We start from the raw sequence: 13,641 nt of genomic DNA, 5'->3' as shown, positions 1-13,641 counted from the left end.
TGGACCGGTGGTTTCTGTCTACGCGATGCTCGCCCGTGGTGATGATGCTGCGCTGCACGTGCTGGTCCAGGACCAGGCGTACGCGAACTGGTTGTTCGACGGGTTCCCGAAGGATCCGCCGCGAAGAATCGCTGCCTACTGGGAGTCCGACGAGGCGTTGCGGCGTACGGAGTTTCCGTCGTTCGCCCAGGGGTATCCCGTACTCAGCAAACGGGTCGCGGATGCCGTCCGGGACGAGTTCGGCGAGCGCGGAATCTTCATTCCGGTCGACCTGCGCAATGAGGGAACCGGGGCGTACGAGATGTACGTGCCGACAGATCTGGTGGACTGCTTGGACCTTGAGCGTTCGTCGGAACCGGAGGGCTGGCTCGAGATCATCCAGCGAGTGGTCTTTGTCGGGGAGAAGATTCCGACATCGGCGCCTGCCTTCCGCATCCCGGAGTCGCGGGAGTTCGTGTTCTGGAACGAGTGGGCGGCGAAGAAGATCGTCGAGCTGGTGGGTGATGACGACATCGAGGTTCGGTTGGTCTGGTCAGACGTTCCGGGTGCGACGCCTCATCCTGATCCGATGAACATCTGATCTGGGCGAGGCGTGAGCAGGCTCGACGAACTGATCGCACGGGGATTCTGGGGTCCTAGGCAGGAGTCGCCAGATCAGATCGCCGACAAGCTGGTGGCGTTCCTCGCGGCTCTGGACGTCGTCGCTGGGGAGACCCTTCGGTGGTCGTCGTCGCGCCTGCCGGGGAAGGTGATTGCCGAGCCGGCGATTGCGCTGAAGGTGAGATCCGATGCCTTCCAGCGCAACACCGACGCTCCGCATCTCGGGGTGACCCAGGCGTACGACGCGCGCGGGACGAGGCTCGAGGACGTCTCGATCACGATGACTGTCGGTGGATACTCCGCATGCGCGCTGTGGCCGAGGTGCAACCGGCGGGAAAGCCAGGTCCAAAGGTCGGTCACCTGACGTACCTTTCCGCGGAGAGGGCGCAGGCACTGCCGGCTGGCTTGGACGACAAACAACTGGAGACGCTCGACGACGGCGGCATCATCATCGGTTCGGGTGAGGGCGACGGCTTCCTGTCCGTGGAGGGAGCGACCAACTAGCGCCGGAGCCGGGCGAGCGCGCTCATCCCGTGGTAGATCACGACCGCGGCGATGGTGCCGAGCGCGATGCCGGTGAAGGTGAGGTCGCCGAAGGTCAGGGTCAGGTTGCCGATGCCGATGACCAGGGCGACCGCGGCGGTGAACTGGTTGACCGGATCAGCGAAGCCGACCCGGTTGTCGAGCCAGATCCGGATGCCGATCAGACCGATGAGGCCGTAGAGCGCGACCGTGATCCCGCCGAGCACGCCGGCGGGGACGGTGTTGAGCAGCGCCCCGAACTTCGGCGAGAGCGAGAGCAGGATGGCGACCACACCTGCGACCCAGTAGGCGGCGGTCGAGAAGACCCGGGTCGCGGTCATGACACCGATGTTCTCGCCGTACGTCGTCGTCGCCGAGCCGCCGAAACCACCGGCGATCGTGGTGGCGAGGCCGTCGGCGAACAGGGCACGGCCGGTCTCGCGGTTGATGGTGTCGTCGCCAGCGAGGTGGGCGACGCTGCGTACGTGGCCGACGTTCTCGGCGACGAGGACGAGCACGACCGGCAGGAACATCGGCACCACCGCCCAGTCGAGGGACGGCCCGGTGAAGTCGGGCAGCCCGAACCACGCGGCCTCCTCGAACGCGGAGGTGTCGATCTGGCCCGCGATCAACGCGGCGATGTAGCCGACGACGACGCCGACCAAGATCGAGAGCCGTGCGATCAGGCCGCGGAAGGCGACCGCGACGATCAGCACGGTGGCCAGGGTGATCGCGGCGACCAGCACCGCGCCGTTGTCGGGCTTGGCCGGGTCGCCGCCGACCACGTTGTTGGTCGCGGCCCCGGCCAGGTTGAGGCCGATGAGCGCGACGATCGCACCGGTCACCACCGGCGGCATCAGCGCCTCGATCCAGCCGGTGCCGGTGACCATCACGATCACCCCGACCAGCGCCAGCAGCGCACCGGTGACCATGATCCCGAAGAGCGCCGACCCCATCCCGCCGCTGCCCATCGCGGCACCGATCGGCGCGATGAAGGCGAACGAGGAGCCGAGGTAGCTGGGCAGCCGGTTGCGAGTGATCAGCAGGAACAGCAGCGTGCCGAGGCCGGAGAAGAACAGTGTCGTGGTCGGCGGGAAGCCGGTCAGCAGCGGCACCAGGAAGGTGGCGCCGAACATCGCGACCACGTGCTGTCCGCCGAAGCCGATCGTCCGCGGCCAGCTCAGCCGCTCGCCGGGCTTGACGATCGCTCCCTCGCGTACGTTCTTGCCGTCTTCATGCAGGTCCCAACCGAATCGCATCTCGCACCTCGTCAGCTTTCGTACGGCGCGATTCGCCGCCTGCCGAACGATAGGGCCGGTATTGCGTGGAAGGAAGCCAGGCGCTCCGTAGGGTTGATGACATGACGATCCGCATCGGAGTCCAGATCCAGCCCCAGCACGCCGACTACGACCAGATCCGCGACGCAGCCCGCCGCGCGGAGGAGATCGGTGTCGACGTGATCTTCAACTGGGACCACTTCTACCCGCTCTACGGCGAGCCCGACGGCAAGCACTTCGAGGCCTGGACCATGCTGGCGGCCTGGGCCGAGCAGACCACGCGCGCCCAGATCGGCTGCCTGGTGACCTGCAACTCCTACCGCAACCCTGAGCTGCTCGCCGACATGGCCCGCACCGTCGACCACATCTCCGGTGGCCGCTTGGTCTTCGGCATCGGCTCGGGTTGGTTCGAGCGGGACTACACCGAGTACGGCTACGAGTTCGGCACCGCCGGCGGACGCCTCGACGCTCTCGGCGAGGCCCTCCCGCGCATCGAGGCGCGCTGGGAGAAGCTCAACCCCGCGCCGGTGGGCCGATCCGGGTCGGGCAGGATCCCGGTCCTGATCGGTGGCGGCGGGGAGAAGAAGACCCTGAAGTACGTCGCCAAGCACGCCGACATCTGGCACTCCTTCTCCGACGTGGAGACCCTGGAGCGCAAGCGCGGTGTGCTCGCCGGTCACTGCGAGACGATCGGCCGCGACGTGAACGAGATCGAGATCTCGACCGCGGCCGACAGCGCGGAGGCTGCCAAGCCGCTCTACGACGCCGGCGCCCGGTTGTTCACCTACGGCGTCACCGGCCCCGACTACGACCTCAAGCCGCTCGAGGACCTGGTCGCCTGGCGTGACTCGGTCGGAGCCTGACTGCTCGCGTGTGATAACCATCTAGGTGGCTCTTGCGGTGGTTTCGCATAGTCCGTTCGGTCTATGTACGCTCGCCGTTCGCTCCACGCTCATCTGAAGGTCCCCCAACCCCAGGATCGCTGTGCCTGCTTCGAAGACCCCCACCGAGCCGTCACTCGGACGGATGGCCGTCCTTGACGCCGTCCGTCTCTTCGCCGCCCTCGCGGTGGTGCTCTATCACTTCACGGCTCGTGCCCATGACCCGTGGCAGGAAGGCACCGTCTCCTCCGACTTCTTCCCCGACCTGTCCGACTTCACGGTCTTCGGGCAGTTCGGCGTCGACCTCTTCTTCATCATCTCGGGCTTCGTGATCCTGATGTCCGCGTGGGGGCGTGACGTCACCTCGTTCACGACCTCGCGGATCTCGCGGCTCTTTCCGGGCTACTGGGCGGCGGTGCTGCTCACCGCGGGACTGCTGCTGCTCGTGTGGGCCCCCACCGGCAAGCAGGTCGAGCTGACCGACGTGGGCGTGAACCTGACGATGGTGCAGACGGCCTTCTCGGTGCCGATGGTCGACGGCGTCTACTGGACCCTCTGGTTCGAGCTGCGGTTCTACGTCCTCATCGGGATCCTGATGCTGTTCGGGCTGACGGGGACCCGCGTGCTCGCCTTCGCGGCGATCTGGCCGACCGCCGCGGTGCTGGCCGAGGCCGCCGGCGCCGGGCTGCTCAGCGACCTGCTGATCGCCGAGTACGCCCCGATGTTCGCCGGCGGGATGGCGATCTACATGGTGGCGCGGGACAAGCGAAACCTGCTGGCCTGGCTCGTGCTGCTGCAGAACGTCGCCCTCGGTGCCGGCTGGGCCTCGCTCAATACCCGTGATCGGCTGATGGAGTGGACCGCCTTCGAGCCGCCGGTTATCTGGTGCGTGCTGGCCAGTCTGGCGTGCTTCGTGCTGGTCGCCCTGGTCACCCTCACTCCGGTCTCCCGGATCACCGGCAGCTGGCTCACCACTGCTGGCCTGCTGACCTACCCGCTCTACCTCATCCACCAGTACTGGGGCTTCGCCATCATCCGGCTGCTCCAGGACGACCTGCCGCGCTACGCGGTCCTGGCGATCGCGGTCGGCGCCTCCGTCGTCCTCGCCTGGCTCATCCACCGGCTCGTCGAGCGGCCGCTCTCCCCGCTGCTCAAGCGGGGGCTCAAGCGTTCCTTCGAATCACTGGCCCACCAGGACGGACGCCCTCGGACCAGGCGCATCCCGGCCCCCGCTCCCACTCGGGTGGACTCGCCCGCGCGTGAGCGGGAACCGGTCGCCTGATCGATCGGGCCCGATCAGGCCCGATCAGGCCTCGTGCGCGCTCAGTTCGTCTCAGCCGGCTCGAGGCTGATCGAGATCGAGTTGATGCAGAACCGGTCGCCGGTCGGGGTGCCGTAGCCGTCGGGGAAGACGTGGCCGAGGTGGGAGCCGCAGTTGGCGCAGCGGACCTCCACCCGGTCCATCCCGTGCGACTTGTCCTCGATGTATTCGATCGTCTCGCTGATCGGCTGGTAGAACGACGGCCAGCCGCAGCCGGAGTGGAACTTGGTGTCGGACTCGAACAGCTTGGCCTTGCAGGCCTTGCACGAGTAGACGCCCTTGGTCTCGGTGTCGGTGTATTCACCCGTGAACGCCCGCTCGGTGCCCGCCTGGCGCAGCACCGCGTACTCCTCGGGCGACAGCTCTGCTCGCCACTCCTCGTCGGACTTCTCCACGTTGTAACCCATGGCTCAAATGGTACGTCTGGGGTGGGAGCACAACTCCATTGCCAAAGTCGAGCAATCTACTATACTTAAACCCACGATGCTTCTGGAGGAGGCCACCTTGACCGCCCTTGCCATACAGCCGCTGCTGGACGCCATCCGCACCCACGCCGAGGACGACCTGCTCGCGCGGGTGCAGGTGCCCGAGACCGGCCGCGAGTTCCACCTGCTCCACCGCGACGACGAGGTCGAGGTCTGGCTGATCGCCTGGTCGCCGGGCGCCAGCACCGGATTCCACGACCACGGCACCGCGACCACCGCCTTCACCGTGCTCACCGGCAGTCTGGTCGAGCACAACTGGCTCGGTGGTCTGCAGATCGCCGACGTCGGCCCCGGCGACGCCCGGGCGCACGAAGCCGGCCACGTCCATGACGTACGCAACGTCGGCTCGCGGCCGGCGATCAGCCTGCATGCGTACGCACCGAGGCTGGATGCCATGCACCACTACCGCTTTCTCGGCGACCGGATCAGCCTGATCGGGGCCGAGCCCGGCCGGCCCTGAGGGTCAGAAGCCGGTGATGCAGTAGGGCAGCGGGCCGCCGTCTGCCATCGCTGCCCAGGTCTCGATCGCCTCGGGGGAGCCGGTGATCCGGCCCGCGGCCGCCAGGGTTCGTACGTCGACGCCACCGAGATACAGCGCGCCGAGGGTGTCCGCGGCGAGCTCCACGGTCGGGACCGCGTCGGTCTGGGTGACCTCGGCCTTGCCGTCCATGACCGCGACTCGCCAGGCACCGGCAGCGTGTCCGAGCGGGTCGTCGACGCCGAGGACCACGTCACCGGTGGCGTACCAGGGTCGTGCCTGCAGGGCGGCCGGCACGTCGAGCACACGCACCCACAGCATGTCGTCCAGCTCGGCGCTCTTGACCGCGAACGGCTCGGCGAGGGTCCAGTAGAGCGGGTCCTGGAGCGGTGCCTTGCGCCACGCCACCCGCTCGACGAGGTCGATGTCGGCGAGGAAGCGCCACAGCCGCAGGTAGGCGGCCGGGGTCAGGGCCACCAGGTCGACGACCCGCGCCATCCGCAGCCCGGCGTCGTTGCGCTCGTCGGCGGTCTTGTAGATGACGTAGCCGTCCGGCGTCCCGGAGGCGTCCAGGTGCAGGGCGGCTCGCTGCTTGGACTCGCCCTTCGAGTCGCCCTCGAAGTCGTAGCCGCTGGAGAGCCACGGCTCGTAGAACTGGGGCCGGGTGACCGACCCGCGGGTGCGCTCCTGGAAGGTGCCGTAGATCTCGGCGACCGTCTTCCACGCCTCGCCCGGCTCGACCAGCGTCACCGACCCGTCGTCAGCGGGGACCTCCGGACGGTAGCGGAACTTCGAGGTCACATCGACCTCGATCTGGCGCAGGTGCGTGGCCGTGCCGAACCCGAAGCGGCCGTAGATCGAGCCTTCCGAGACGGTCAGCGCCGCCAGCGGCACCCCCGACGCGACTGCGTCGGCGAGCGCGACGGTCATCAGCTTGCGCAGCAGCCCCTGGCGCCGGTGGGTGGGGGAGACGGTCACGTCGCTGATCAGCAGCGTCGGAAGACTGGCGCCGCCGCCCACGTTGACCGGTGAGGTCCAGGACGAGAAGGTCGCGACCGGGATCGTGGAGGAGGAGAACTCCGAGCTCTCCGCCCACGCACCCATGAGCGTCACCGAGTCGTTGCGGATGTGGTCGCGCCAGACCTGGGTCCCGTCGTCGTTGCCTCGGGACTGGTGGAAGCCACGGCGGGTCGCTTCGTACCATCCCTTCAGCAGAGCCTCGTCCCCGTCGAAGGGGTCGAGGCTGCGAAAGACGAGACCGGGGTGCTCGAGCGCGCTCATGCTCAGAACGTACGCCGTCGAGCAACCCGATCTCGACTGGTTATTTCCTGCGTCTCATTCCTCTGCCGGGCCGGTGGCCGGCGCCGCCCCAGCCATTGGCCCAGCCGCCGGCTTCCGGCGCCGGAGCAGCCAGATCGGCGCGATCAGGAGCAGGATGACCGGTGTCCACGGAAGGATGGCGCCGACAGCGACCGCGAGCACCCGAGCCGAGTTCCCGAGCGCGTCCCAGCCGGCGCTCAGCCCGGCCAGGAAGCCGGGGTCGTCGTCGGAGGGGCCGCCGGGGCCGGCCCGGTCGATGCTCACGGTGATGGTCGACAACGAGGTCTGATCCGCGAGCGCTGCCTGCTGGGCGAGCAGCGAGTTGAGGTCGGCCTCGCGCCGGGCGAGCTCGGACTCGATCGCGATGACATCACCGATCGCCTCGGCGCGGGAGAGGAGCGTACGGATCCTCTCGATGCTCGTGCGGGCGTTCTTCACCCGCACCTCGGTGTCGACGACCTCGGTGGTGACGTCGGTGGTCGTGGTGTTGGAGTCGACCAGGGTGGCCGTCTCCTCGAGGTCGGCCATCGCGTCGTCGAACGACTTCGACGGGATCCGCAGCACCATGCGCGCATGGCTGGGTCCGTCGTCGTCGCTGTCGCTGGTCTCCTGCTCGGTGACCTGGCCGGAGTACCGGTCGGTGATGTGCTGGACCTGCGAACGGGTCTTCGCGACATCTTTCGCACGGAGCGAGACCGAGCCGGTGGAGATGATCGAGGCTTTCGCGACGGCCTGCTCCGGTGCTGCCGCGTCCCCGTCCTGCGTGGCCATCTCCGGAGCGGCCGCCTTCCCGCCCGATGAGTCGGCCAGCGACTCGACCGAGCCGGAGTCGGCGGACTCTCCCGACCCGCCGCCGCACGCACCGATGGCGAAGACACTGACGATGCTGATCACAAGGGCCGCACCCGAGATAGGCCTGACCTTTGCTGTTTTCATGCCCCTAGTACGCCGCAGCGGCCCGTTCCGGTGCACTTGGACCACTGGTCATTTCGGGCCATTTCCCACCTGGACGGGCTAGGTTGGCGCCATGGCGAAGACACCGGCGGCACACGTGCAGGCAGGCCAGCGCGAGGTGCGGATCTCCAGCCCCGACCGGGTGATCTACGAGGCGACCGACCGCACCCCGGAGGTGACCAAGCTGATGGTCGCGGAGTTCTTCGCGTCCGTCGGCGACCCGCTGATGCGGGCGCTTCGCGAGCGGCCCACCGCGCTGGAGCGCTGGCCGGACGGCTGGCGCGAGGGCATGAAGCTGGCCACGGGACCCACCGACAAAGAGGGCGACGGCTTCTACCAGAAGCGCACGCCCAAGGGGGCTCCCGACTACCTCGAGGAGGTCGAGATCACCTTCCCGAGCGGACGTAAGGCGCGCGAGGTCTGCCCCACCGAGGCCGCGGTGCCGGTGTGGTGCGCCCAGATGGGCACCCTCACCTTCCATCCCTGGCCGGTACGCCGCGACGACGTCGATCACCCCGACGAGCTGCGGATCGACCTCGACCCTCAGCCCGGCACCGACTTCGGCGACGCCAAGCGCGTCGCCGGGGTCGCCCGCGAGACGCTGGAGGAGCTCGGCCTGCGCGGCTTCCCGAAGACCAGCGGCAATCGCGGCGTACACATCTATGTCCGGATCCGGCCGGAGTGGACCTTCGAGGAGCTGCGTCATGCCGCGATCGGCTTCGGCCGCGAGCTGGAGCGTCGTGACGGGGGAGTGACCACCGCGTGGTGGAAGGAGGAGCGCGGGGAGCGCATCTTCGTCGACTTCAACCAGAACAACCGGGACCGGACGATCGCCAGCGCCTACTCGTTGCGCCCCAAGCCCGGTGCTCCGGTCTCCACCCCGCTCACCTGGGACGAGCTCGCCGACCTCGACGACCCGCGAGAGCTCAACCTCTTCACCGTCCCCGACCTCCTGACCGACGGTGACCGCTGGGCGGAGATCGACGACCAGGCGTACGACCTCGGACCCCTGCTCGAGCTCTGGGAGAACCTGCCCGGGGGCGAGCTGAACTTCCCGCCCGACTATCCGAAGATGCCCGGCGAGCCGCCGCGCGTGCAGCCGAGCAAGAAAGTCGCCTCGCACTGGGACGAGGACGGCAACCGGATCGAGGACAAATGACAGAAGTGCCTGCTCAGCGCGGATCCCCCGATCGCACGAGCAGGCACTTCCTTGCCGCTGGATCCCCCCAGAACAGCGGACCTCAAGATCCTAGGCGAACGCGGCCCACAACTGCCACGCGAAGCCGGTAACAGAGCGGTAACCTTTGATGTGTTGGCTGTCACTTCCGCGAATCAGCGGTAGGGACGAGACCGCCTCACAGTCCGGTGATCCCTTCGCCTTCGCCGGCCTGTTCGTCGAAGTTCTCGTGCTCGATCAGGTGCAGCACCGGGACGTCGAGATGGCGACGGGCCTGGTGGGTCCAGTCGACGTGGAAGAACTCGGCGACCACATGCGGTCGGGTCATGATGATCGCCTCTCGACCATCGACCGCTCCGACCTTCGCGCGCAGCGCCTTGACCGGGTCCTGGACGAGCTCTCCGTGAGCGGAGGCACCGGAGGCCTTCAGGGACTGAAGCGTCTGGGCGAGGGCCTTCTCGGCTCCCTCCCGCGCCTCCTCGCGCACCGCGTCGAGGTCGATCTCGTTCATGATCATGGCCGAGCCGAGGTATTCGGCCGCGCTGAGCGTGCCCATCGCCGACTCGATCCGAGCGGCGGCATCCTCCAAGGGCAGCAGCACGTGGTAGACCGGGTCCTCGACTCCCTCGTGGAGGGAGTGGATCCGGGTCGCGTCGTCGAGAGTGAGTGCCTGCTCGACCAGGAGTACGACGTCGTAGCTCATGTATCCGACCCTAGCGGGGTTTATCTGTGCTGTTTAGCGGGGCACTCCGAGCACTTCCGACAGCTCGTACGCCACGGGTTCCTCGAGCTGGTCGTAGCCGCACGACTCCGGGTCGCGATCGGGACGCCAGCGCTTGAACTGTGCGGTGTGCCGGAAGCGGCGCCCCTCCATGTGGTCGTAGCCGACCTCGACCACCCGCTCCGGTCGCAGCGGCGTGAAGGACAGGTCCTTCCCCTGCGACCAGCGGCTCTGGGTGCCGGGGACGCGGTCCGGGTTGGCGGTCAGCCATTCGTTCCAGCGTCCCCACGGGTGATCCTCGATCGGGACGACCAGCTCCTGCAGCTCCTGCCACAGCTCGGCGCGGCGCGCGGCGGTGAAGGAGGCCGAGACCCCGATGTGCTGCAGCTCCGGCTGACCGTCCTCGCCCGGGGCGTACAGGCCCAGCAGCAGGCTCCCCAGCAGCGGCTGCTCCGGTGTGGAGGTCTTGTGCTCGCGGTAGCCGGCCACGACCACGTCAGCCGTACGCGCGTGCTTGATCTTCAGCATGGTCCGCTTGTCCGGGGAGTAGGGGGCGTCCAACGGCTTGGCCATCACCCCGTCCAGCCCGGCTCCCTCGAACCGGGTGAACCAGTCCTGGGCGACCTCGGGATCGGTCGTCGTCGTGCACAGATGGACGTTGTCCGAGGTCACCGTCGAGAAGACCTCCTCGAGTGCCGCCCGCCGCTCGACGAGCGGCTTCTCCAGGAAGCTCTCCTCGCCGACCGCGAGCAGATCGAAGGCCGCGTACGCAGCAGGCGTCTCCTCTGCCAGCAGAGTGATCCGCGACTCGGCCGGGTGGATCCGCTGCTGCAGCACCTCGAACTCCAGCCGGTCGCCGATCGCCACGAAGATCTCTCCGTCGAGGACGATCTTCTCCGGCAGCGCCGCGCGCAGCGCCTCGACCACCTCGGGGAAGTAGCGAGTCAGAGGCTTGGTGTTGCGCGAGGCCAGCTCCACCTCGTCGCCGTCCTTGAACACGATGCACCTGAATCCGTCCCACTTGGGCTCGAACGCGTAGCCGCCGTCCGTCGGCACGCCCTTCGCGGGCTTCGCGAGCATGGGCTTGACGGGCGGCATCACAGGAAGGTCCACGTCCACACGATAGGTCAGCCGATGAGTGGTCGCTGCCTCATTCGGTGGTGGTCGCGCTGTCAGGGATCACCGTGAGATCAAGGACAGCCATGTGCCTATTGTCATGACGACGACGGCGGCCCCGGCGAGGCCGGCCAGAATCCGGTGATCGACCATCACCGCGGTGAACTCACGCAGGTAGGCGCTGGGCCAGTAGTACCGGGCCGTCGGAGCGCCGATCGCCTGGGCATCGATGCCTAGCCGGCGCGCCAACATCGCTGCTCGAGGGGCGTGGTAGTTGTTGGTCACGATGAGATACGGCTCCGGATGGCCGTGCTGTTTCAGCAGTTCGACGCTGCAGAGCAGGTTCTCCCGCGTGGTGCGCGCACGGTCTTCGACCAGGATGTCGTCGGCGGCGACTCCGTGACGGCGTAGCCAGTCGCGCATGGCTTCGCCCTCCGGACGAGGTTCGTCTCGTCCTTGGCCGCCGCTGGGCACGAGGACCGGCCAGCCGTCGGGTCCCTGGCGCTGTGCGGCGGCGTTGACGGCCTGCTCGAGGCGGGCTGCGAGCAGTGGGGAGACCTCTCCTCTCACCAACCCGCTGCCCAGCACGCTCACGGCATTGGCGCGGGCGCGTCGAGCGATCTGCGCGTAGAGGACCGTGTGGGCGGCGAAGGCCAGAAAGCAGAAGCTCGCGCAGGCCTGAGCGGCGGCCAGCGCCACGGCCAGGCTGCCGGTCACCGGATTCTCGTGACGAAGGAGGGTGACGAGAATGATGGGAAGAATCAGCATCGCCAGTCCGGCGAGCAGAGCCAACGCGTTGGCGAGCGACCTCCTCTCCCGCCGCATCATCAGAATCCCGTCGGCGATCAGCAGCAGCGGTAGTGCCAAGAGACCGAGCACGACGACCGCACCGGCCACGAGCGTCACGATGCCCGTGACGGTCTCCAAAGCCGTGGACGTGGAGGCGAGGGAGAAGACGAGGCCCAGCAGGTGGTGCACAAGAACGACGACCAAGAACCCGTTGCGCAGCGCCCGGGGGTCCCGCTTCAGCGACCACAGCAGCAGCCCTCCCAGGACGAGGACACCCGTGCACGCGGCGAGAGCGGGCGCGGAGTCCGCGGCCGTGCCGTAGAGCTCCAACAGCCCGCTCCGTCGCTGTCCTGCTCGGTGCTGCCCAGGGCTCAGGCGTCGCTGTCCTGGGCTTCCTTCGCTGCAGCCTTGATGTCGTCCGCCTCGACCTTCTCGACGGCGGACTCGACGATGTTCTCCGCGCGCTCGAGCGCCTTGCGGATCTTGATCTCGCCGGGGTCGGAGACCAGGGCGAGCAGGCCGGAGTGTCCCGGCTCGATCGCGTTCTCGAGCTGCTCCTCGAGCTCGCCGCGGTGATGACGCTGCCGCAGCTTGCCGGCGAGGGCTCCGGCGCCGCCGGCCACCGCGGCGCTGCCGAGGATCGACGGCGGGAAGATCACGCCGAGCGCGATGCCGCCGACGAGGCCCCACTTGAGGCCCGACTTCGTGCTGTGGTCGGTGGCCTTCTGGACCTCCAGCTTGCCCTCGGTCGAGCGCTTGACCACGACGACGCCCTCGATCTCGACGCTGTGACCGTCCTCGACCGACTTGAGGGCCTCGTACGCATCCCAGGCCATGCTCGTGTCGCTGAAGTCTGCGATGAGGAGCGTGTAGGCACCGTCGGACACGGTGGCCGCGTTCACCTCGAGGTCAGGGGTGTTGGTCTCGTCTGTCATGACAGGGCTCTCCTTGGTGGTTGGGATTCCACTCTCGAACAGCCACGATCTGATGGCCTCACCCGATGCGGGTGGGGTGTGCGTACGCCACCCGCATCGGGCCCGAGGCGATCACCGCCGGAGAATCAGGCGAGCGCCTTCGCCTTCAGGGTGTCGAACTCGCTCTGGTTGATCGTGCCGGCGTCGAGGAGCGCCTTGGCGTTGGCGATCTGGTCGGCCGGCGAGACCGGGGAGGCTGGCGCGCCCGCGACCTCCTTGATGTAGTCGGCCTGAGCAGCCTGCAGCTCCGCGACCTTGGCCTGTTGACGCTCGTTCATGCTGCGGCCACGGGCGATCAGGTAGATCACCGCGCCGACCCACGGCAGCAGGACGAGGAGGATGGCCCATCCAGCCTTGGCCCAGCCGCTGAGGGTGGTGTCGCCGAACAGGTCGAAGATGCAGCGGATCCAGACCATCAGTGCGGCGATCCAGATGAAGAACCAGAGCGTCCAGAGGAGCACGGTTCCGAAGTCCTTCAATATGTCCATGACAAGCCCTCTTCAGTTCAGTCCCGCAGGTGCGGGACGTTTGGTGGGGCGAGTCTGATGGCAGTCGCGGGGGTGCCGCTTCACCCGTATGGGGTGAGTCAGCCTTCGCGGGAGCGGCGCCAGAAACCCCACGCCCAGGTGAGGAGCAGGGCGCCGAGGATCGACCCGATCAGGCCGGTGGCATGGAGATCGAGGCCGTGGCCGGTGGCGAGGCTGAGCGCGAGACCGCCGACGAAGGAGCCCAGGAGACCCGTCACCACGGCGGTGGTCCAATCGATGTCCTTCATCGAACGACCGAGGATGAGTTGGGCCACGCCGCCTGCGACGATGCCGAACAGGATGAGAGCGAGGATGAGCATGGCGGCAACGTATCGCATCCAACCGCTTGGAATCGTCGATTCCGACGGCAACACGTGACGAGCGTCGGCAAACCCCGGGATCAGGCTGCGGTGGCGGACCACGACGGCCCCGAGGACGAGCGGCCGCACATCCCATCGCGGCCGCTCCATGCACGAGTCAGTGCGGTGAGCACGACGTT

16 protein-coding genes are annotated in these 13,641 nt (G+C 67.9%); 6 read left to right on the top strand and 10 right to left on the bottom strand.

What is annotated here, in order from left to right; all coding sequences use genetic code 11:
• Positions 1–7: 7 nt before the first annotated feature.
• Positions 8–580: a hypothetical protein gene (locus IEY84_RS08450; protein WP_183544248.1), complete on the top strand. Its 573-nt coding sequence runs from the start codon at positions 8–10 to the stop codon at positions 578–580.
• A gap of 12 nt (positions 581–592) precedes the next feature.
• The gene (locus tag IEY84_RS08445; protein WP_183544246.1) at positions 593–964 is read left to right on the top strand and encodes a hypothetical protein; all 372 of its coding nucleotides are present in this window, start codon (positions 593–595) and stop codon (positions 962–964) included.
• Between the two features lie 136 nt (positions 965–1,100).
• On the opposite strand, the gene IEY84_RS08440 is transcribed toward IEY84_RS08445, so the two are convergent.
• A complete protein-coding gene (locus tag IEY84_RS08440; RefSeq protein ID WP_183544244.1) occupies positions 1,101–2,381 on the bottom strand; it encodes a uracil-xanthine permease family protein in 1,281 nt (426 codons plus the stop codon).
• A gap of 101 nt (positions 2,382–2,482) precedes the next feature.
• On the opposite strand from IEY84_RS08440, the gene IEY84_RS08435 reads away from it, so the two are divergent.
• Both IEY84_RS08435 and IEY84_RS08430 read left to right on the top strand, forming a co-directional pair.
• Complete coding sequence (locus IEY84_RS08435; protein ID WP_183544242.1) at positions 2,483–3,262, top strand: LLM class F420-dependent oxidoreductase; 780 nt, start codon at positions 2,483–2,485, stop codon at positions 3,260–3,262.
• Between the two features lie 121 nt (positions 3,263–3,383).
• Entirely contained in the window at positions 3,384–4,562 is a 1,179-nt protein-coding gene (locus IEY84_RS08430; protein ID WP_183544240.1) for an acyltransferase family protein, read from the top strand.
• A 41-nt stretch (positions 4,563–4,603) separates the two neighbouring features.
• Here IEY84_RS08430 and msrB read toward each other — a convergent pair whose 3' ends face one another.
• A complete protein-coding gene (msrB, locus tag IEY84_RS08425) occupies positions 4,604–5,008 on the bottom strand; it encodes a peptide-methionine (R)-S-oxide reductase MsrB (protein WP_183544238.1) in 405 nt (134 codons plus the stop codon).
• Between the two features lie 97 nt (positions 5,009–5,105).
• Here msrB and IEY84_RS08420 point away from each other — a divergent pair, with 97 nt between their 5' ends.
• Positions 5,106–5,546, top strand: a complete 441-nt coding sequence (locus IEY84_RS08420) for a cysteine dioxygenase (protein WP_183544236.1) — start codon at positions 5,106–5,108, stop codon at positions 5,544–5,546.
• Between the two features lie 3 nt (positions 5,547–5,549).
• Here the strand turns inward: IEY84_RS08420 and IEY84_RS08415 are convergent, their stop codons facing one another.
• Both IEY84_RS08415 and IEY84_RS08410 read right to left on the bottom strand, forming a co-directional pair.
• Positions 5,550–6,845, bottom strand: a complete 1,296-nt coding sequence (locus IEY84_RS08415; RefSeq protein WP_183544234.1) for a GNAT family N-acetyltransferase — start codon at positions 6,843–6,845, stop codon at positions 5,550–5,552.
• 54 nt (positions 6,846–6,899) lie between these two features.
• The gene (locus IEY84_RS08410) at positions 6,900–7,778 is read right to left on the bottom strand and encodes a DUF4349 domain-containing protein (RefSeq protein ID WP_183544232.1); all 879 of its coding nucleotides are present in this window, start codon (positions 7,776–7,778) and stop codon (positions 6,900–6,902) included.
• 133 nt (positions 7,779–7,911) lie between these two features.
• Between IEY84_RS08410 and IEY84_RS08405 the strand changes: the two genes are divergently transcribed.
• Positions 7,912–8,997, top strand: coding sequence for a DNA polymerase domain-containing protein (locus IEY84_RS08405; protein ID WP_183544230.1), 1,086 nt, complete (start codon positions 7,912–7,914; stop codon positions 8,995–8,997).
• Positions 8,998–9,193: 196 nt separating this feature from the next.
• On the opposite strand, the gene IEY84_RS08400 is transcribed toward IEY84_RS08405, so the two are convergent.
• The 6 genes from IEY84_RS08400 to IEY84_RS08375 form a co-directional block, all read right to left on the bottom strand.
• Entirely contained in the window at positions 9,194–9,718 is a 525-nt protein-coding gene (locus tag IEY84_RS08400) for a hypothetical protein (RefSeq protein WP_183544228.1), read from the bottom strand.
• 33 nt (positions 9,719–9,751) lie between these two features.
• On the bottom strand, positions 9,752–10,849 hold the full coding sequence (locus IEY84_RS08395) for an ATP-dependent DNA ligase (RefSeq protein ID WP_183544226.1): 1,098 nt from the start codon (positions 10,847–10,849) through the stop codon (positions 9,752–9,754).
• Positions 10,850–10,915: 66 nt separating this feature from the next.
• Positions 10,916–11,971, bottom strand: coding sequence for a YdcF family protein (locus IEY84_RS08390; RefSeq protein WP_183544224.1), 1,056 nt, complete (start codon positions 11,969–11,971; stop codon positions 10,916–10,918).
• A 41-nt stretch (positions 11,972–12,012) separates the two neighbouring features.
• On the bottom strand, positions 12,013–12,576 hold the full coding sequence (locus tag IEY84_RS08385; protein WP_183544222.1) for a DUF1269 domain-containing protein: 564 nt from the start codon (positions 12,574–12,576) through the stop codon (positions 12,013–12,015).
• A gap of 125 nt (positions 12,577–12,701) precedes the next feature.
• The gene (locus tag IEY84_RS08380) at positions 12,702–13,103 is read right to left on the bottom strand and encodes an SHOCT domain-containing protein (RefSeq protein ID WP_183544220.1); all 402 of its coding nucleotides are present in this window, start codon (positions 13,101–13,103) and stop codon (positions 12,702–12,704) included.
• A gap of 98 nt (positions 13,104–13,201) precedes the next feature.
• On the bottom strand, positions 13,202–13,462 hold the full coding sequence (locus tag IEY84_RS08375; RefSeq protein WP_183544218.1) for a GlsB/YeaQ/YmgE family stress response membrane protein: 261 nt from the start codon (positions 13,460–13,462) through the stop codon (positions 13,202–13,204).
• Positions 13,463–13,641: the final 179 nt, after the last annotated feature.

It is taken from the genome of Nocardioides albus (assembly GCF_014648255.1).
GTDB lineage: Bacteria > Actinomycetota > Actinomycetes > Propionibacteriales > Nocardioidaceae > Nocardioides > Nocardioides albus.
This window is presented reverse-complemented; position numbering and strand designations above follow the sequence as displayed.

What these genes read in the sequence shown, in the direction of transcription:
- IEY84_RS08440 (WP_183544244.1), bottom strand. Translation starts at nt 2,381, where the DNA reads ATGCGATTCGGTTGGGACCTGCATGAAGACGGCAAGAACGTACGCGAG.
- IEY84_RS08435 (WP_183544242.1), top strand. Translation starts at nt 2,483, where the DNA reads ATGACGATCCGCATCGGAGTCCAGATCCAGCCCCAGCACGCCGACTAC.
- msrB (WP_183544238.1), bottom strand. Translation starts at nt 5,008, where the DNA reads ATGGGTTACAACGTGGAGAAGTCCGACGAGGAGTGGCGAGCAGAGCTG.
- IEY84_RS08415 (WP_183544234.1), bottom strand. Translation starts at nt 6,845, where the DNA reads ATGAGCGCGCTCGAGCACCCCGGTCTCGTCTTTCGCAGCCTCGACCCC.
- IEY84_RS08405 (WP_183544230.1), top strand. Translation starts at nt 7,912, where the DNA reads ATGGCGAAGACACCGGCGGCACACGTGCAGGCAGGCCAGCGCGAGGTG.
- IEY84_RS08400 (WP_183544228.1), bottom strand. Translation starts at nt 9,718, where the DNA reads ATGAGCTACGACGTCGTACTCCTGGTCGAGCAGGCACTCACTCTCGAC.
- IEY84_RS08385 (WP_183544222.1), bottom strand. Translation starts at nt 12,576, where the DNA reads ATGACAGACGAGACCAACACCCCTGACCTCGAGGTGAACGCGGCCACC.
- IEY84_RS08380 (WP_183544220.1), bottom strand. Translation starts at nt 13,103, where the DNA reads ATGGACATATTGAAGGACTTCGGAACCGTGCTCCTCTGGACGCTCTGG.
- IEY84_RS08375 (WP_183544218.1), bottom strand. Translation starts at nt 13,462, where the DNA reads ATGCTCATCCTCGCTCTCATCCTGTTCGGCATCGTCGCAGGCGGCGTG.